Here is a 19,344-nt window from a genome sequence, read left to right on the forward strand (position 1 = left end):
TAAGAGCATCACCAATTATTGCGCCGAACTGAATTTGATCGCTGGCAAATCTACGCTGCCGATCTTTGCGGCAGCTACGGACAATGAGAAAGCTTTGCCGCCGTCGATGACTTCGTAAACCAGAGGGCTTCCGTCGTAGGGACTCAGCGGGGCTTCTCCACCAAACTCGTCCACAATGGCGTTTAAGTCGGCCGGATAACCGTTTTCCGATTTGGCTGCTGCAATAGCCAAAGTGGTACGCAACACGGTAAATTCTGCATCGTGTACGGCGAACAGGGACGCTATCTTTGCTGGATCCCAGTTGCCGGTATTCTGTGTGTTCATCAACTTGTCTTGGTACTTTCTATTGACTTTCTCACCACAACGGATCGCATCAGCGGCGGATTGTGTTAGGCACTGGGCGGACTCATTAGCCATGGCAAAGTGGAGAGCAGCCATCCGATTCAAATGCTGGAGAAAAGAGGCTTCGCTATCGAATGCCGATTGCGGAATACCATGCTTAATTGCTGCGGCTTGAGCCGCTTTCTGCATCGCCTCAGGTCCAGCCGCAGGGAATTCTGCCCCTAATGCCTCCAGGACGATCTCCGCCCAGGGGCCATCCGGGTACGAGTGGCGTAAAGCGTCCATTCTCATCTTTAGAATGTTCGCTTCCGATTGCATCGTCTTGGCTGGCTGGACTAGATCGAAAGCTACAACGGTCAACAGGTCAAACGCCTCTTTCACCAATGCTTGGTCAGGGCAATTGACGGCCCACCGACCTAGGGAAAAGTAAGCGGTTTCTAGTATTTCGGCACCCGCAAAAGCCTCGGCGAGGGTTGTTTGGTGCGTCATATGCCGTCCCATCCGGAGACAAGCGAAGTAGGCATCCGCGGCCTCCTGCCAGTGTCCTTCCGACTCGCGATGGATGCCCACCAAGGCCATCAGGCGAGATAAATCGACCATCGAGTGCGTATGGGGCAATAACGAGGAAACCATGTATTGCTGGATATCAAGCCCGAAGTCAGCACTCGCTTGATTCGATCCGACTCGTGCTGAACGGATTGCGTGACGTGACTCGATCAGTAGCTCATCAAGCTTGGCTATTTCAGCATCCGTCGTCGCGGGGGTAACGATCTCCCAGATCGGCTTTTGCAGTATCTCACGCTTAACCGGGTCAACTGACGTCAAGAAGAGAATGGCACGTTGGTAGTGAAGTGCGCCGTTGTGCGCGGTTTGTGGCGACGGCTCACTTAGTTTTTCGCGAGCATCAGCAGATTGCCTAGCACCGCCAACAAGTAGTAGCAGTGCGAATGCGGTTGCCACAACTGGCCATTGAATTGAGTTAGGTTTGCCTACAGATTGCATGAGATGTTCCTTGGTACTCTTGTGAGTAATGTAATTGAAGTAATGTTAAGCAGCTTTCTCATCAATATCGCCACAAACCTCTGGCAACGTCGATCCGCGCAGCCTCCATGGAAGTTATCAATGGCCGTGGCTGATGAACATTTGAAAAAGGCTTTGTGGGAGCGTGATAGCCCAAGGAGCCACCGGCACTTCCCCTCCCATAGTAGGAGTGAACGTTGCCGCCAATAGGCAGTCCTGCGGGGGCCACTGGACTGGTTCGGTAAGGGTTCCCTGTAAACCCTCCTACATTCATAGCCGAGTAAGACTTTGGCGGTTGTGCGGGTTGCGAGCGAGAATAAGGGGAACCACTCCGATACTGTGCTGAAGCAGTGGCCAGCCCTAAAAGGACAAGGGCCACCAGGCCAGCCAATGCAGAGCAACGCGAGCCGTTCCTCGGGAACATGTTCTTTGCAGTCATATTCGACGCCTTCTTAGTGATGTAAGTCGCATATATTTTTGGAGTCACCGCTGTTCAGCTGTGCTTAAACCGAACAAAAGCGGGACCAGAAGAGTACCTATACTATACTCTAATGCTAAGCCACTGCATTGTTCATCGTCAAGCAAATTCGGTGCATTGAGTGAGCAGCTCGTAGGACAGTTCTAAGTATCACCACTCGCAGAACAGTTCCAAGTATCTTCACTGGTAGAACAGCTCTAAGTATCATCAACAGGCCGCGGATCCAGCCCTGGTACTCCAGGGATTCCAATGTCCCTAGGTCACTACTAAAATCGGACTCCATAGTTATTTCTTCGACCTAAGATTTCCTGGCAAGCGAGAGTGTGCTGTGAATTTGCGAGTTTGGTTTACTCAATACCGCACGACATTCTCCTATGTTGGGCTAGTATTCGCCACACTCTTCTTTGCTGCCTCTCTTTCCCCTTCGCTCTTGCCGCGAAACCATATTGTCCAAGGTCTACTATCGGGAATCGAGTTGGCCGTGGGGTACGGTGTGGGTTGGCTCTTCGTTGGGCTATGGACTTACTTGGAACTCCCGGTTCCAAGCGGCCGCGCCAAATCAAGCGGCCAGTGGCTGGTCACTATTTTCGCCACGGTAACAGCTGGCATTTCTTTGTGGCGTGCAACGGTCTGGCAAAACTCAATTCGTACGTTGATGGAGATGGAGCCTCTGCAAAGCGCCTACCCACTTCGCGTCTTGCTGATTGCAATTATTCTTGGAGGACTGCTCGTTGCCGCGACACGTTTTTTCTGGAAAAGTTGCTCGTACATCGCAAGAAAGAATAATCGCATTTTCCCACGGCGCATTTCGAATGCTTTAGGTTTCGTAATTGCCACAGCCCTCGTGATCTTGCTCGTCAATGGTGTCCTAGCAAAATCTGCGTTAAGCCTAGCCGATACAATCTTCTCTCGTATTGATGCCCAAACCGACGAGGGGATCGAACAACCGACCAGCGAACTAGCATCGGGCAGCGAAACATCTCTTATCCCCTGGCATACGATTGGACGTCAAGGCAAAGACTTCATTGCAAGCGGCCCCACGAAGGAGCAGTTGAGCAAATTCTCCGGAGAACCAGCACAGCAACCACTCCGTGTTTATGTGGGCCTGCGATCGGGAGAAACGACGCAGGAACGCGCCAAACTTGCCTTGAAAGAACTAATACGCGTAGGTGGTTTCAGTCGATCTGTTCTCGTTGTCGCAACGCCAACCGGAACTGGCTGGCTGGATCCTGGTGCTACTGACACCCTTGAATACTTGCATGCGGGCGATACCGCAATTGTCAGTATGCAGTACTCCTATCTCCCGAGTTGGATCACAATTTTGGTCGACCCCAATAAATCGAGGGTCGCGGCTCGGGCCCTGTTCGAGGAAGTCTATCAACACTGGAAGAAGCTCCCCAGATCTAGTCGTCCCAAACTCTACTTGCATGGTTTGAGCCTGGGCTCGCTAGGTTCAGAAACCTCGGCAGATCTCTTGAACACTTTTGAAGATCCGATTCAAGGCACACTCTGGAGCGGCCCGCCATTCCCGAGTCGCGTATGGTCGCGACTTACCCGAGCTAGACAGCCCAGTTCCCCTGCATGGTTGCCCGTATTTCGAGATGGAAGGGTCGTGCGTTTCATGGGTCAGCATACGGCGATCGACACTCCTAACCAACCGTGGAGCTCAATGCGCTGCCTGTATGTCCAACACGCCAGTGACCCGATGGTTTTCTTCTCACCAAGTCTGCTCTACCAAAAACCAAAATGGCTCGATGGAGAACGCGGCCCTGATGTTTCTCCCTATTTGGATTGGTACCCCATTATAACTTTTCTGCAAATCGCCTGTGACTTGCCGATGGCAACCAGTGTGCCGACTGGTTACGGACACAACTATGCTCCAGCCAATTACATCGAGGCTTGGATCGCTGTCACGGAACCAACGGGGTGGAGCGAGGAAGAGGTCTTACGACTCAAGCAAGCCTTTGCCAACTAGCCCCCGCAATGAGCAATGTGCGACGCTCTCGCCTTGGTCACTCTCACAGGAAACTCTTTCCTAAAGAGCTGGCTCTTGGTTTTGGGAAGTTCAATCGCAAAGTAGACGCTGCCGGTTGCGCTCGCCGTGCAAGGTCTCTTGCATGTGAACGTAGTGTCTTGCCGATGGCGTTAAAACGACGTCTTGTTTTGGTGGTTAGTCGGAGGTTTGAAAGATGCGAAGCGCCATTCCCTACTTTCAAGCTCGACAACGACCGGCACTAAGCGAACACATCACGACAAGGGCTAGAATTAGGCTGGTAGGCTCAGGCACCCGCGTAATTAGCACGGCAAACACCTCGCCACTCGCAGATGATAGCCCCGTGGGGTTACCAAACACATGCGGCGCATTCGCGATCAGTCCGCCGTAGATGTAGCCCACCTGCGTGGTGCCCGTCAGTGCATCGAGATCGATCACACCATTGTCGAATGTGTCGATGCCGTTGGCGAGGAAGAACTCCGCATTCGAGCCGAAGCGCAAGCGACTATTGTCGTCGGCAAACAGCTCAGGGTACTCACCCAGGAAGTGCTGCTCGTACTTGCCATTCTCGTCACGAACAACTGAGCTGATTTGATTCGTATTCGGCAATTGCTGGTCGGTCACAAAACCGTTCGCATCAGCGGCCGGGTTCGTGGGGTCGTACTCTTGCATCGTAATGCCACCGAATAGCAACTGGTGCATGTCACCAGAACCTTCGGAGAACAACCCCAGCTTGGCGGAGTGATATATATTCATCCCCTGTTTGAACACGGCGGTTGAGTTGTCCAGCACGCCGCCGGCATTCAACGGATCGAGCCCACCATCGGCCTGTACCGGATTGCCCGCCCCGTCGACTTCCACCGGCACGGTCCACGCCCCGTTGGTCTCAGTAAACACGCCGGCCAGCACTGTCAGTGCCTCACTCAAGCTGCCATCGCCGTTTTTGGTGAGCGTGGGGTAAACGTTCAAGTCTCGACGCCGAAAGCGATCTTCAGGTGTCGAATTCTGCACCGTCGTGAAGCCCAACGTGGTGCCATCGTCTTGGATCGTGAAGGTGCGAACTTGATTGGAATACTCGCCGTTGAGACTACCGCGATAGCGTCCCTCGTAATCTTGCCCGAACACCAACTGCATCTGGCCATCGACTTCATACATATCGCCGCCAGTTATTTTGAAGGTCTCGCCAGTTGGATCGTCGATCTGGCGAATATGCTGAGACGCCGTACCCGTTCCACCTTTCGCCCAATCTACCAAGCCGGGCAGATCGAACGCGGTTAAGTTATTGAATGTGCCGCGCTGAGTATCGTCGAGTGGATCCGTGTCGCCATAGCCGCCAGTCATGTAGAGACGCGAGCCAATTTGCTCGAACTGCGAATTAGCCGTCGTGAGCGACAGCACTTGAGCTTCGGTAAGTCCGCTGCCCAGGTCGCTCGGATCGAGTGTGCGATGCCAGGAAGTCTTCGCCACAGGGTCGATGACCCACACGTCGCGATTCTGCTTGCTGTCGGGAAGAGTGCTTTGATTGAGATCGAAGCCATGCAAGCCGTTGGTCAGCCCAGCAATCACGACCCATTGCCCGTCGTGTTCAGCCGCAGCGAAGGAATGCAGCGAAGGCACCTCGGCAGTTGCCATGTCGTAGCGCTGCAAACTCACGCGGTAGGGCAAATCGCCCCCAACGATCACCGGCGTCGTAGTCGCAGTTTGGTTGGCGGCAAAAGCTGAGGGGGCTACCAGGAAAATTAAACTAGCCAGCAGCGACGGAAACAGAATTTGGAACTTCATCATAGGAATAGACTTCGCAACGAATAATAAGTTTTGGGGTACGTTAGTAGCTCAAGTTAGTCAGCGACTCACCCACGACGGCGACGCCCGCAGGAAACGCTAAGCAGCCCAACCATTGCGAGCAAGGCACTTGTAGGCTCAGGCACACCGAGCGCGGTGATGTTATCAAGTTGCAAACCACCGACGCTGCCCACGCCCACGAAACTGGATGTGGGGTTATGGGTGATTCTTAATTGCGAAACATTTGTTAGGGCATCAGCAATATCGCTACCGCCGACATCCGTCCAGCTAGTCGCATCCACATTGAATACAACCTGATGCCATTGGTCGTCCGAGGGCACCGTTTGGCTTGCAGCGCTGACATAGTTGTCTCCGCTGCCAAACGATAGTGGCCCTTGAACGATACCTAGCCAGAGAGTGAGATCGGTGGGATTGTTGCTAGGCGATTTCACGTCGAATGCAATCTGCTGAAAGCCTTGAGCCGTCCAATCGCCTGACCACTGGGCATTGTTGAGTACGACCGACAGGTTGTTGAAGGCAACGTCGATCGCGTTGTCGCCCGCACCATCCGGCCCGGCGTTGGCGATATTGGTTGCTGTCGTACTACCGTTTGGTGAGCCCCAGCCACCATTGGTGCCATCTTGGAAGTCGTCTTGCAAGAGAATGGTCTGAGCCTGAGCATTTTGAGTGGTCAGCTGGAAGAGTAGCAGCATGGCGAAAGCAAGTTGGAAGAGTGAACGTTTCATAAATATGTCCTGCTAAGCGAATAAAGTGGTGAAATGGGAACTAAACAGTGGGTTTGTGATTGGCCCGCGAGCTACGTCTCGCGCGGACAGGGTATAAGTGAGTGGTCGCTTGCCGACTTAGCGGACGAATACTGGTCTCGCGACGAAGCCGAATCAAACACCGGAGAGAGGTTCCGGAGAAGAGAATTAGGGCAGACGACTAAATAGATACGCTGCCAGCCTGGCGAAATTTCGATCGCGATATCCTCCGAGCCCCGCAAGGGCTCGGGTCGCTGACCGTCAGGCTGGTAATTAACTCATGAGCGTAGAAAGAATGTCTGCGAGAGGAATGGTAGGGGCAACGAGATCGCCCCCTCGTTCCACAGTAGACAGGTGCTGGGGGAACCGTCAAGAGAAAGCGATCGGAAAACCAGGAGATCTTCTATGAAAGCTCGCCTTCTTGGCTTCGCACTGGGTCGTCATGGTCGACTACGAAGCGCCGGACGGCTGGAAGGCAAAGTTCCCCGGGTAGAGCAGCTCTCTTGAGCTGGACTCCAATGGGGACGACCCAGGAGCTAGGCATCGCGTCGCTTAGGGCACGACGCTCGACATGAGGCTAGGCCAGCTCGATTTGCCACGCGTACAAACTAGCGGTTGCTTCTTTGTTCCTATTCCAGCAGCTAATTTGACTTCATTGGGCGTGCTGCTAGACTGAAGCACTTGTGGAGGCCTTTTGGGGGGTATGGGAGAGCTCAGCAACTATCTCGTTTGGGTCCCCAAGTGCTGCCGGCGGGTGTCCGGAAAGCTGCCCTGCTACGCATTCACACTCCCGTATTCTATTCCGTTCTGGATGATTAGTTTTGCTCACCAAGGATGAATGTCCTTGTATAGAGTTAGGAGATGTGAATTACATGGGTTTTCTGGCCGAATATCGAATTAGACTACTGTGTGTTGTGCTAGCTGTGGTGCCTTTCCATAACACGCTCGCTCAGGGCAACTCACCCAATATTTTGCTGGTCCTTACCGACGACCAAAGTTGGAACGGTACCTCCGTGTTGATGGACCCCAGCATCGCGGGGTCGAAGAGCGACTTCTATCAGACACCAAGGCTGGAAGAGCTGGCTGCTCAGGGGATGCGTTTTACCAACGGGTATTCCTCTGCCTCTGTCTGCGCGCCCACACGCGCGGCAATCCTCACAGGAATGAGCCCGGCCCAGCTGCAAATGACCGACCTGAAGGATGCAAGACCGGGCACAGGCCGATGGACAGGGCTTTACAGCCGCTTGCCACTCACCGGACCCGCTCCCCAACCTCTTGATCCTTCGTTGACTTCGATTCCGCAAATCTTAAGGCAAGTTGATCCTAATTATGCTGCAGCCCATTATGGAAAGTGGCACCTCAATCTCGAAGGACAACCCGCGCCACCGGTCTTCGGCTACGACGACTCACTTGACCCTAAGGCACCGGGCCCCGAAGACCCGAAGGGAGTAGGCCAGCTTGCCACTCTTTCCAGTAATTTCATTGAACAACAAGTCAACCAGGGCAAACCTTTTTTTGTGCAGATGTCTACGCGTGCAGTCCACGACCCTGTAAGTGCACCGCAGGAATTGATAGACAAGTACAGCAACCTTCCCGCAGGCACGATCCACAAGAGTGTCGACTATGCGGCCATGACTGAAGATCTCGACAATGCTCTCGGCACGGTGATGGACAAGTTGGTCGAGCTGGGCGTTGAGGACAACACCTATGTGATTTTCACCTCCGACAATGGTGCCCCGACGACTCTGAGTTCGAGCACCCCCCTGAAACGCGGCAAGGCCACCTTGCATGAGGGCGGTATACGTGTGCCGTTTGTGGTAAGTGGACCAGGCATTCAGCAGAATAGCGTTAGCGATGTTCCTATCACGACTACTGATCTTTTCTCGACCATCGCCGGTCTTGCAGGCAATACCGCTACGCTCCCTGAGAATGTCGAAGGGGCCGACTTTTCTAGTGTGTTGCACAACGCGGGAGATCTGCCCACCGGCGTGGACCATCTAGCACGAAACTTCCATGAGGGGGGCGAGATCTACTGGCATTCGCCCCACAACTACGGGATTGGGCCAAATTACCGGATCGCACCGTCCTCGGCCATTCGAGACGGTGACTATAAGCTGCACGTTCATTACGGCGAACATGGCGGACCCGATCAACTCTCACTCTTTAATCTGTCTACAGACACGGGTGAAACGTTCAACCTAGCCGCCTCACAGCCAGCGCTTGCCGCCCAGCTAAAAAGCAAGCTTGATCGCTATCTGGAACGCGTCGATGCGTCCTTCGCGTTCGACGTGAAGGACAATATCACGTTGGAGTGGTCGGCAGATACCGCAGGCACCGAGAGCGATGCGTGGCGATCGCAAATTCGAGTGAAAAACAAAATCCGCGAAACCTTCGCACTGAGTGAAGGGTCCGAAAGTCCCACCCCTCTTGTGGCCAATAGCTACCAGCGTCAATTGGAGAATCAGGCATTTCATTTCGACGGGAATGACGCCATGCGTCGTATGTTTTTCCAAGTGGGTGATTTGACCGACATGCGCAAGAATACCCCCAACGCTGGCACGCCAGACTTAAATCGCTCGGCGTCGATGGAGTTTTGGGTGCGTCTGGACTCGCTCAGTGGCGAGCACATTTTATTCGAATCGGGCGACGCCACGAATGGACTCTCCGTGACCCTAGGAGACGCAGATGCCGACGGTAAGAGCAACGACGTCCGCTTTCGCGTCCTCGCGGACACGCAGTCGAATAGTTCGCAGGATTTAACCGTCACCGCGAAGCTCGATCGGTTTCTCGATCCTACGCAAGACTTCTTTCACGTCACCACCGTATTCAACGACGATCCGAATGATCGCTACAGTGAAGTCTATATCAATGGAGCTCTGGCAGGACGCGTTGCGGGCGTACTCGGCGAAGGGGAAAGCCTTCGCTGGGACGCGTACGACGGGGCTGCCCTGGGCGGGATTAGCAACAACGATATCAACTCAGGGCCAGGCCAATTAGGCGGTAGTGGCGGCACAGGCGATCTGCCGTTTGCAGGTGGTGGTTTTCGCGGAGAACTGGCCAACTTCCGATTCTACAACCATGCCATTGGTGCGAGCGACGTACAGTCTCAATACAATTCGGCGCTAGCCCCCACTAATCAAGGCATTGCCTCTTTTTCGGGTGACGCCCTTTCCCCTGCAGTTCGTCCAGTTAACATCAGCCATGGAGCGTTTGAATCAAGCTCCCTGATAGTGATTCAAGAACGCACCGATGAGCTAGCCGTGCAATTGGTTGCAGACGCCCTGATCGCGTCGGGCCAGACGCTGGAGGACAGTTCGCTAGGCACGATGGGAACCCTACCAGCAGGAACTGATTTCGTGAGTTACCTAATGCAGTTTGATCCTGTAGGTGATTCGCCAGGAATGCTGGAAACGGTCAGCGGTTCGATTCAGTTTAAGGACGAGATCATCGGCATTCTCTTCGATTCGGGATCGCTTGTAGCCAGCGATAATCTTCTCAACTCCGTCGGTGAGTACGGTGAGGATTTAGACCGCGGACTTACCCTCTCCGGAAACGACTTCCTAACCATTTCCGAGGATCTGCTCACTTTGGACTTCTCCTTAAGCGTAGATAGCGACGCAATGTTACAGTTTCGTGTACTTACGGACATCACGTTGGATGGCGATATCAACATCGATGGCTACGTCGACGGGGCCGACTTCCTCGAGTTCCAACGGGGATTCGGGACCGACTACGATGCCAACGATCTTGCAAACATTCAAGATAAATACGGTTCTTCTGCACCTGGACTAGCGACCGCCTCCGCCGGCCAAGTCCCTGAACCCACGGCACTCGTGCTGGCGCTCTTCGCATCCTCGGCATTAATTTTTCGACGCCGCCTTGCATTACATCGCGGTGCCCCCGCCGCGCTGTAATTGATATGCCGTGACAACTCTGAGAAGTTGCTGCCGCAATTTTCTCGAGCAAGCACAAGCAGCCAACGGTAGAAAACGCTGCTGTCTTCAGGATAAGATCAGGGTCGCCCAGCCCAGTTCATTAGCTCAGCCGTGCCCTGCCCTTCCCTCCACAAGGATCCCTTCCAATGAAGACACTTGCACTCGTTCACTTGGCGATTTCCTGCTTTGTCACGCTCCCCCTGAACGCCAAAGAGCCCGCCGCCGAAGACAAGGCTACGCAGAATTGGATCACCATGTTCGACGGCAAAACTTTTGACGGTTGGAAAGCCAACGAGATGGCCGACGGGTGGAAGATCGAGGACGGCACTATTCGCACGGCACCCGGGCGGAGTCACTTGTTCTATACCGCGAGTGACTTCACGGACTTCGAATTCAAAGCGGAAGTCAAAACCACCCCCGGTAGTAACTCGGGTATCTACTTTCACACGAAGTGGCAAGACAAGGGTTGGCCCAAACACGGGCACGAGTCCCAAGTCAACCAAACCCACACCGACCCGGTAAAATCAGGTAGCCTCTACAACGTCGTCAAGCTCTATGAGTCGCCCGCCAAAGATGGCCAGTGGTACGAACATCGCATCGTCGTCAAAGGCAATAACATTCGTGTGCATATTAACGGCAAGCTCGCACATGATTACACCGAGCCCAATGGTGTCACCGACGAGCGGCGTTTGTCCAAGGGTACGATCGCTTTACAGTCTCACGACCCCAAGAGCGTGGTCTACTATCGCAATCTGCGAATCCGTCCGCTGGGCGATGAAGAAGCTTCGCAATAGAGCAACCCCGCCGGCGAAAAAGAAACCTTACGGTTCTTTGACGTTCGTGCAGCACAGAACCCAGAAGAATTTCGACGCATTGCTTGCACCATGCTGTGATAGAGCTGCAAGTGATTCGTTGCAGTGACTCCGAGAATGCCCAATTGGTTGTTTAGCCAGCGGGGTCTTTTCGTAGAAATTCACTTACACCCTGCCTAGAAGCACCCCGCAAGCAAACGCTCAGCGGAGTTGCTATATTGGGTTCCGTTTACCCCCTCAGGCGACCTCCCCTCACGACATTCCTTTATGCGCAATCGCAAGAGCCCCCGAATGAAAATACTTCCTGCGCTGTTCGGCATCATCTGCGTGCTGTTCACCTCGGCCGCCAAGGCTGAAGAACGCCCGAACATCCTGTTCATCCTCACCGATGATCAAGCGGCACACACGCTCGACGCTTACGGCGACCAAGTTTGTGACACGCCCAACATCGATTCTCTTGCTGAGGGTGGCATGCATCTGACAGATGCCCATCACATGGGCGCTTGGACCGGAGCGGTTTGTACTGCCTCACGCACCATGATCATGACCGGGCGAACCGTTTGGCATTTGCCGAATTTCGACTTGGCCAAAGCTCGCCCTCTAAAAAAACTCGATTCGCCAGAAGTCGCAGAGGCCACCCAGCAGAGCATGCCTGCGCTGTTCAATGCGGCCGGTTACGATACGTTCCGCACGTGCAAGAAGGGCAACTCGTTCAACCCAGCCAACCAATTGTTCCAAGTGCGCCGCGACAAGACTTGCCGGGGCGGTGCCCAACCGGGCAGCGATTGGCATGGCGATCAGGCAATTAACTACCTTGAAACACGCCAAGCCACCAACGACAACGATCCATTTCTCATGTTCCTCGGGTTCTCGCATCCCCACGATCCGCGCAACGGCCCCAAAGAACTGGTCGCCAAGTACGGAGCGGTCAACACAAAGCAACCACCCACGACGGTCAACCCAAAGGCCCCGAAGCTCCCCATCAACTATCTTCCCGAGCATCCTTTCCATCACGGCCATCCGAAACTGCGTGATGAAGTGGCCGTCCAGGGAGTCTTGAAAGATCGCAGCGAAGCAACAGTGCGTAACGAGATAGGACGCGAGTTCGCCTGCATTGAGGCTGTCGACATCCAAATTGGTCGTGTGCTCGAAAAACTAAAAGCGATGAGCGAGTTAAAAAATACTTACGTCATCTTCACGAGTGACCATGGGATGTCCGTGGGACGGCACGGGTTGATGGGCAAGCAGAACCTCTACGAACACACCTGGCGCGTGCCCCTGCTCGTCCAAGGCCCCGGCATCAAGCCCGGCAGTCAGGCCTCCGGCTACACCTACTTACTCGATGTGTTGCCAACGATTTGCGACTTCGCAGGCATCGAAGTGCCGGCGAGCGTTGAAGGTAAAAGCTTTCGCCCCGTGCTTGAAGGCAAGACAGAGCGCGTGCGCGACATACTCTACGGCACCTACTCCGGTGGTACCAAGCCCGGGATACGTGCCGTGAAAACCGACGGTTGGAAGCTCATCAAGTACGATGTACTTGATGGCAAGGTCTGCGAAACGCAACTCTTCAACCTCCACGAAAACCCCCGGGAACTTCTCGCCCAACACCACACGCACGAAGTGGTTGCACTGACAGGTAATAAGCCCAGCCCGCAACAAGTCGACCTTGCCGAAGACCCGGCGCACGCCGAGAAGTTGCAAGAACTAGAAGCACTGCTGCTAGCGGAGCAAAAGCGTCTGGACGATCCCTATCGGCTTTGGGATCAAGAATAGCTGTTCTTCCAAACACTGTGCGAGCGGGGATGTAAAATCGCGAGGAGACGACTCGTAGCCTAGTCCACGACCGCCAACCCGAATGAAACGACGAGAACTTCCATGACGAAACTCGCGGTGACCGCAGCCAGTGGTGCGCTCGGTTCGGAAGTTGTAAAAGCCGCCGTTGAGGTCGTCGGCAAGGAGAACGTCGTTGGCCTTGCCCGCACTCCCAGCAAAGCCGAGTCGCTTGGTGTCGAAGTTCGCCCTGGTGACTACGGGTTGCCCGCTGTATTGAGAGAATCACTCCGAGGGATCGATGCTGTGCTGCTGGTATCCGGCATGGATGCTCCTGACAAACGTATCGAGCAGCACCGCAACGTCATTGAAGCGGCCAAGGACGCAGGAGTGAGCAAGATCGTCTACACCAGCATCCAAGGTGCGGAGGAAGGCACGGCGTTCTCGCCGATTGTACAGAGCAACCGTCAGACAGAGTCAGATATTCGCGATTCCGGTCTGCTGTGGGCGATCGGTCGAAACGGCATCTACATCGAGCCAGATGTCGAGTACATCGATAACTACAAAGAGCGCGGCGAAATCGCGAACTGTGCAGGTGACGAAAAGTGCGGCTATACGACTCGTCCGGAACTAGCTTGCGCATACGTACCTATGTTGACGGATTCAGTACACGACGGCCAAACCTACAACCTGCACGGAGAAGCGATCACCCAGCAGCAGTTGGCTGACTACCTGAACGATACCTTTGACACCCAACTGAAGTACCATTCAATGACGGTCGAGGAATACCGGGAGGAACGCATCACAGAACTTGGCGGTTTTCTGGGCGGCGTGATTGCCGGAATCTATGAAGGCATTCGCAATGGCGAGGCGAACAACAAAAGTCACTTCGCACTTGCGGCCGGTCGCGAACATCTCAGCTGGCAAGACTATTTCGATGGGCTGAGAACAACGGTCGAGTGACTTTGTATCAACCTCACTCACTGCTCATAACCTAGTCGTTAAACGCGTGCTAGAACCCTTCATTCACACTTCCACCAGAAGAACCCAGAGGAAACGACTGTATTTCCTGGCGATTGCCTGCTCGAGTCGGCTCCGCTAGTCGCACAAAACAACGCAGCATCAGGAATCGTCGTGAACCTGTGCTTCCAGGATTTGAATCAGTGTGCGAGCAAATTGCCGCAGAGGTTTCGCATCTGGTGCCATACGAAAACGGGTCGCAAGGCCCTGAACGGAGATCGTGACGAACTTGGCCAGCGCGTCGATCTCTTTCTTGCCCAGATGCTTCTGAGCTTTGTTTTCGTTGGTGATCGCCGTGCGAATTCCATCCTCTTGCCTCTTGAAGTGCTCCTCAAGCAGCTTCCTTGTCTCGGTGTCGTCGGGTTCAAGTTGCGCTAAAGTATTGGGCACGAGGCATCCGTTGCTGGGGCAGTCGGATTTCTCGAAAGCCGAAATGATTGTTTCTAAGTACTGCCCAATCGCTGCGATTCCCGCGCCCTCGGCTTCAACTGCCGCAAACATCGGGGTCACGACGGTTTCCTGATAGCGCTGCAGACATGGGCTAAGGACGAGGCGATGCTTCAGCTGAACGTCACTACGCTGACTGAACTAACTCGACGGTTTCTCCCGGACATGGTCGCTCGAGAGCGCGGACGCATTCTCAACACTGCCTCAACGGCTGCATTTTCACCTGGGCCGCTTCAGGCGGTTTACTACGCGACCAAGGCGTTCGTTGTTTCGTTTTCGCAGGCGATTGCGGAAGAACTTTGCGATGACAACGTCACCGTTACCGCTCTCTGCCCAGGAGCGGTCGCCACAGAGTTTGTTGCATCGGGTGATTTGGAAGGCGTTGATCTTTGGAAAAATGCAAAGTCGCCTGAGAGTGTCGCCAGCGTCGGCTACGAAGCAATGACCGATGGCAAGCTAGTAGCGATCAACGAATGGAAGTTGAAAGTGATGCTCGAATGGCTCGTGCCCTTTCCGCCACGTCGAATGGTCCTGAAAATGTCGAGGCAAACTATGGAAAATCGAGCCACTAATCTCGGTCTCGCTCTACTTGCTAATCTGATGCTGAAGCAGCAGCCTGTCCTACGACTATGCTTTCCACGCTCGTCATCGTCATTGCCATCGCTGCCTTTGCGATGCTTTCCTATATCCCTGCGATACGAAGCAGCGAAGGATGGAGGGCGACCGTTACGCCTTTGCGTCCATCATGGGCAGTGGCTTTCTAGTCTGCGCTCCCTTGTTGGCTTCTGTGGTGGGAAATTATGCGCCGCTGGTCATGGCCGTCTTGTTAAGCCTGTCTTGGTTGATCGGGGCTGAATGCCTAGCGTACCGAGCATGCCACCAAGCGTCTTGTGCGATGTTTGGTCTATGGCTTGCTGGCGACCCTAGGTGTTCTCATACTAGTATTTGGACCCTCGGCCGAAGCCGGGGCGATTTTGCTTGCACCAAAAACATTGGGAGAGAAAAGTCATGTCATTTCAAATCGACGAATGCGAAGACGGCAAGGTCATCGAAGTCCGAGTGACTGGTAAACTGACTGCTGAAGCTTACGAAACGTTCGTGCCGTTTGTCGAGCAACGAATTCAGCAGCACGGCAAGATTCGGTTCTTAGTCGTGATGCACGACTTCCATGGCTGGGACGCTGGAGCATTATGGGAAGATATCAAATTCGATCTCAAACACTTTAGCGACATTGATCGGCTGGCGATTGTCGGCGAAAGCAAGTGGGAGCAGGGAATGGCCGTTTTCTGCAGACCCTTCACGACCGCGAAAATCAAATACTTCGACGTTTCCAAGCTTGATGCAGCCCGCGAATGGATCAACGCCTAACACGGCTTCCAGCCTGTGGTTCGGGCACCTATTCAGCACAAACAGGCAAGGTAAGCTGCATGCCTTCGAAGGAGAACTATGATGAAAGCCGTCGCCTACAAGACTCCCGGTTCCATCGACCGTGATGACGGATTGCAAGACACAACGCTAGAAAAGCCCAAAGCGATAGTGTTGTAGTGGGACTGTTGAAGCAGAAAGCCATCTCGCCACACTGGGAGTTCATGTTCGCGCGGTCGCGGTTCGATACGTCTGAGCTCGATAACTTCGCTCAGGGAATAGTCGCGGAGTCGCCTTCACCGGCAAAAAGTCGAACCCCAACCAAGTCGACCTCGGTGTAGATTCCGCATACGCCGACAAGCTCAAAGAGCTGTGAATGTTATAACTCGCCGAGTAGAAGCGGCTGGACGATCCGTACCGACTGTGGGATCATTAATCTCTGATTGTTAACCTACCGGACGAGATTCACATGGCCAAAGATCGAGAAACTGAGTTCGACGCGTTCATGCGACGCTTTTGGTGGTTCGTCATGGGCGGGTTTCTCGCCCTCATCGTGCCGCTTTCCATCTACGGCTACTTCCTGAACCGGCGTCTCGATTCGTTCGCCGATGCCCTGCACTTTCGGGAACCCGATCCCGGCGACGACGCTGCCGTAGAGTTAGAGCTCGGCCAGCTGCTGACCCACCCAGTTCGTGGGCAAACGGTTTACGTTCCTGCGTACTCGCACGTGTATCACGAAGATGGCAAGCCGCACCTGCTCACAATCACACTCAGCGTGCGCAACACGAGTCTCGAACATGGCATCGTCGTCACCTCCGTTCGCTATTACGACACCAGCGGTAAGCTCACTAAGAAGCACCTCGACAAGCCACTCCGCTTAGGTCCGCTGGCCTCGACCGAATTCCTGGTCGAGCGGGAAGACACCTCCGGCGGCAGCGGCGCTAACTTTCTCGTCCAGTGGGTTGCCGACCAAGTGGTGAGCGAGCCCGTCATCGAGGCGGTCATGATCGACACGAGCTCCCAGCAAGGCATCTCGTTCGCCAGAAGCGGAACGGTCATCAAGGAGCAGGCGACTGAATCACAAAGCGACGCCGGCGACATGCCTCGTGTGCCGGCCCACGATTGAGTGCCCAGATAGTTGCCGCGGGAACTGAAATTAGCTGCCTGCCCTACTCCCAGCCCTCCTGCTAAACTGGGGCATGCAACACATTCGAAACTTCTGTATTATCGCCCATATCGACCACGGCAAGTCGACCCTCGCGGACCGGCTCATCCAAACTTGCGGTGGAATTGCGCAGCGAGATCTGCATGAGCAGATGCTCGATTCGATGGATATCGAGCGCGAACGGGGCATCACCATCAAGAGCAACACCATCACGCTCGACTATCGCGCTCCCGATGGCAAAGACTATCTGCTGAACCTCATCGACACGCCTGGCCATGTCGATTTTTCGCACGAAGTTCGGCGTTCTCTCATGGCGTGTGAAGGCGCGCTCATCATTGTCGATGCGTCCCAGGGAGTCGAAGCGCAGACTGTGGCCAATCTATACATGGCCATGGAACACGACCTGGAACTGCTGCCGATTATCAACAAAATCGATTTGCCGTCCGCAGATATCGAGCGCGCTCAAGAAGCCATCGATGCGGAATTGGGACTCGATCCGTTTGCTGCGATTTCCATTTCCGCGAAGAACGGTATCAACATTGAAGAAGTGCTAGTGGGCATCGTCGAAAAGCTGCCTCCCCCTCAGGGAGATCCCAACGCGCCGCTCAAGGCGCTCGTGTTTGATGCTCACTTCGATAAGTTTCGCGGCGTGATTCTGCAGTGTCGCATTATGGAGGGCACGCTCAAGCCGCGTGATACGATTCACTTCATGCACTCCGATCGTGACTTCAAGGTAGACGAAATCGGCTACAACCAGTTCCAACTCAATCCCCGCAAGCAGCTCAGTGCAGGTGAGGTGGGCTACATTGTGGCTGGTGTGAAGAGCGTGCAGGACATTGAAATCGGCGATACGATCACACTGCTCGATCGCCAAGCCGAAGAGCCCATCCCCGGCTATCAGAAGGCGCGGCAAGTCGTGTTCTCCTCCATCTACCCGATGGACACTGGCGAATATCAAGAGCTCACCAAGGCGCTCGACAAGCTGGCGATCAACGACGCGGCGCTCACGTTCGAGAAAGACAGCTCCGCAGCGCTCGGTTTCGGATTCCGCTGCGGGTTTCTTGGCCTGTTGCATCTGGATGTCATACAGGAACGCCTACAGCGGGAGTTCGATATCGGTCTAGTGATCTCCGCTCCGTCGGTGAAGTACATACTAAAACTGCGAGACGGCTCGGAGCTGGAAGTCGATAACCCCAGCTACTGGCCCGATCCCACGTCAATCGAGAGTGCCAGCGAGCCGTACATTAAGGCTTCGATCATCACTCCCGAAGAGTATGTCGGCGGAGTCATGGAACTGTGCCGCGAGCATCGCTCGGAGAGTCAAACCATGGACTATCTCTCTGCCAAGCGACTGGAGGTGACCAGCATCATGCCACTGGGAGAAGTGCTGTTCGACTTTTACGGCAAGCTAAAAATGCTCACTCGCGGCTACGGCTCGTTTGATTACGAACCGATCGAGTATCGCACAACCGATGTCGTGAAAGTCGACATCCTCGTCAACAAAGAACCTGTCGATACGCTTTCCTATCTCGTGCACCGCGACAAGGCGCGCAAACGCGCGTTGCACTACTGCGAAAAGCTGGCCAAGGAAATTCCCCGTCATCAGTTCAAAATCCCCATCCAAGGTGCCATCGGCGGCGAAATTATCGCGAGAACCACCGTCGCGCCCTACCGGAAGGATGTTACCGAGAAACTCTACGGCGGCGACGTAACACGCAAGAAAAAGCTATTAGAGAAGCAGAAGAAAGGCAAAGCCAAGATGAAGCAATTCGGCAGCGTGAACATCCCACAGAAAGCATTCGTATCCGTACTGCGCGCGGATGATGACTAGCATTGCGGCGCTGGGTGTTGGCCACGGATTGCAACGTTATTTACGTAATATTGATTTGCACCTAACAATGCAATCAGCAACCTCCCACAGAGTCAGCGTTCCAATGAATTCACCGCAGGAATTACGCCGACCGATAACACAGCTTGCGACATTCCATATCCTCAATAGTTGAATTCCAATGCAACCCAATCCTGCCAACTCCGATCCCAACAACCCAACGCCACTCGACATCGCCGGTGCCGCCAAGCCCAGCGTGCCGGTGTTTGCTTGCCTCGTTTACGTTCACACCAACGAAGACGGGATCGTCACTGGCAGAATTGCGAACCTCGCCAGCGATGATGCCTCCGCCATCACCGCCAGCGCCAGTTCGGAGCGCGAAGTCTTGGGCAAACTAACACGCGAGTTCAAGTCGCGAGTTGGCCAGCTATTGGAAGCATCCCAAGAGATACCTTGGATCGAGCCTCCACCAGCCCCTGCGGAAAACGAGCAGATGCGCTCGATTCCGTTGCACCTTTAGGCGTCTTCCGGCAGCAAAAAGTGCACGATGATCCAGGTTTGCATGCGATGCAATTCGAGTGCGGGTACAAAGTCGATTACGTTTATTGCCAGGAAATCATGGA

Annotated in this window: 14 protein-coding genes; 10 read left to right on the top strand and 4 right to left on the bottom strand. The window is 54.4% G+C overall.

All coding sequences use genetic code 11. The features are described from left to right. Positions 1-15 precede the first annotated feature (15 nt). On the bottom strand, positions 16-1,344 hold the full coding sequence (locus HG15A2_RS18700) for a hypothetical protein (protein ID WP_145062200.1): 1,329 nt from the start codon (positions 1,342-1,344) through the stop codon (positions 16-18). An 824-nt stretch (positions 1,345-2,168) separates the two neighbouring features. On the opposite strand from HG15A2_RS18700, the gene HG15A2_RS18705 reads away from it, so the two are divergent. Then, a complete protein-coding gene (locus tag HG15A2_RS18705; RefSeq protein ID WP_145062202.1) occupies positions 2,169-3,815 on the top strand; it encodes an alpha/beta hydrolase in 1,647 nt (548 codons plus the stop codon). Between the two features lie 237 nt (positions 3,816-4,052). Here HG15A2_RS18705 and HG15A2_RS18710 read toward each other — a convergent pair whose 3' ends face one another. Continuing rightward, on the bottom strand, positions 4,053-5,618 hold the full coding sequence (locus HG15A2_RS18710) for a flagellar basal body rod protein FlgC (protein WP_145062204.1): 1,566 nt from the start codon (positions 5,616-5,618) through the stop codon (positions 4,053-4,055). 65 nt (positions 5,619-5,683) lie between these two features. Next, on the bottom strand, positions 5,684-6,361 hold the full coding sequence (locus HG15A2_RS18715) for a hypothetical protein (protein WP_145062206.1): 678 nt from the start codon (positions 6,359-6,361) through the stop codon (positions 5,684-5,686). 944 nt (positions 6,362-7,305) lie between these two features. On the opposite strand from HG15A2_RS18715, the gene HG15A2_RS18720 reads away from it, so the two are divergent. The 4 genes from HG15A2_RS18720 (at position 7,306) to HG15A2_RS18735 (ending at position 13,859) form a co-directional block, all read left to right on the top strand. Further along, a complete protein-coding gene (locus HG15A2_RS18720) occupies positions 7,306-10,293 on the top strand; it encodes a sulfatase-like hydrolase/transferase (RefSeq protein WP_218932087.1) in 2,988 nt (995 codons plus the stop codon). A 167-nt stretch (positions 10,294-10,460) separates the two neighbouring features. Continuing rightward, on the top strand, positions 10,461-11,108 hold the full coding sequence (locus HG15A2_RS18725) for a 3-keto-disaccharide hydrolase (protein WP_145062210.1): 648 nt from the start codon (positions 10,461-10,463) through the stop codon (positions 11,106-11,108). Between the two features lie 309 nt (positions 11,109-11,417). Beyond that, on the top strand, positions 11,418-12,899 hold the full coding sequence (locus HG15A2_RS18730) for a sulfatase-like hydrolase/transferase (protein WP_246117786.1): 1,482 nt from the start codon (positions 11,418-11,420) through the stop codon (positions 12,897-12,899). A gap of 102 nt (positions 12,900-13,001) precedes the next feature. After that, entirely contained in the window at positions 13,002-13,859 is an 858-nt protein-coding gene (locus tag HG15A2_RS18735) for an NAD(P)H-binding protein (protein ID WP_145062214.1), read from the top strand. Positions 13,860-14,018: 159 nt separating this feature from the next. Here the strand turns inward: HG15A2_RS18735 and HG15A2_RS18740 are convergent, their stop codons facing one another. After that, positions 14,019-14,417 carry a TetR family transcriptional regulator C-terminal domain-containing protein gene (locus tag HG15A2_RS18740; RefSeq protein ID WP_246117980.1) on the bottom strand — a complete coding sequence of 133 codons (399 nt, stop codon included), beginning with the start codon at positions 14,415-14,417 and terminating at the stop codon, positions 14,019-14,021. A gap of 27 nt (positions 14,418-14,444) precedes the next feature. Between HG15A2_RS18740 and HG15A2_RS24220 the strand changes: the two genes are divergently transcribed. The 5 genes from HG15A2_RS24220 (at position 14,445) to HG15A2_RS18765 (ending at position 19,241) form a co-directional block, all read left to right on the top strand. Further along, on the top strand, positions 14,445-15,218 hold the full coding sequence (locus HG15A2_RS24220) for an SDR family NAD(P)-dependent oxidoreductase (protein WP_261342173.1): 774 nt from the start codon (positions 14,445-14,447) through the stop codon (positions 15,216-15,218). Between the two features lie 153 nt (positions 15,219-15,371). Further along, entirely contained in the window at positions 15,372-15,731 is a 360-nt protein-coding gene (locus HG15A2_RS18750) for a SpoIIAA family protein (protein WP_145062218.1), read from the top strand. A 466-nt stretch (positions 15,732-16,197) separates the two neighbouring features. Beyond that, complete coding sequence (locus HG15A2_RS18755) at positions 16,198-16,854, top strand: DUF3124 domain-containing protein (RefSeq protein ID WP_246117787.1); 657 nt, start codon at positions 16,198-16,200, stop codon at positions 16,852-16,854. Positions 16,855-16,927: 73 nt separating this feature from the next. After that, the gene (gene lepA, locus HG15A2_RS18760; RefSeq protein WP_145062220.1) at positions 16,928-18,724 is read left to right on the top strand and encodes a translation elongation factor 4; all 1,797 of its coding nucleotides are present in this window, start codon (positions 16,928-16,930) and stop codon (positions 18,722-18,724) included. 178 nt (positions 18,725-18,902) lie between these two features. Further along, complete coding sequence (locus HG15A2_RS18765) at positions 18,903-19,241, top strand: hypothetical protein (RefSeq protein WP_145062222.1); 339 nt, start codon at positions 18,903-18,905, stop codon at positions 19,239-19,241. Positions 19,242-19,344: the final 103 nt, after the last annotated feature.

The organism is Adhaeretor mobilis, from assembly GCF_007741515.1.
GTDB lineage: Bacteria > Planctomycetota > Planctomycetia > Pirellulales > Lacipirellulaceae > Adhaeretor > Adhaeretor mobilis.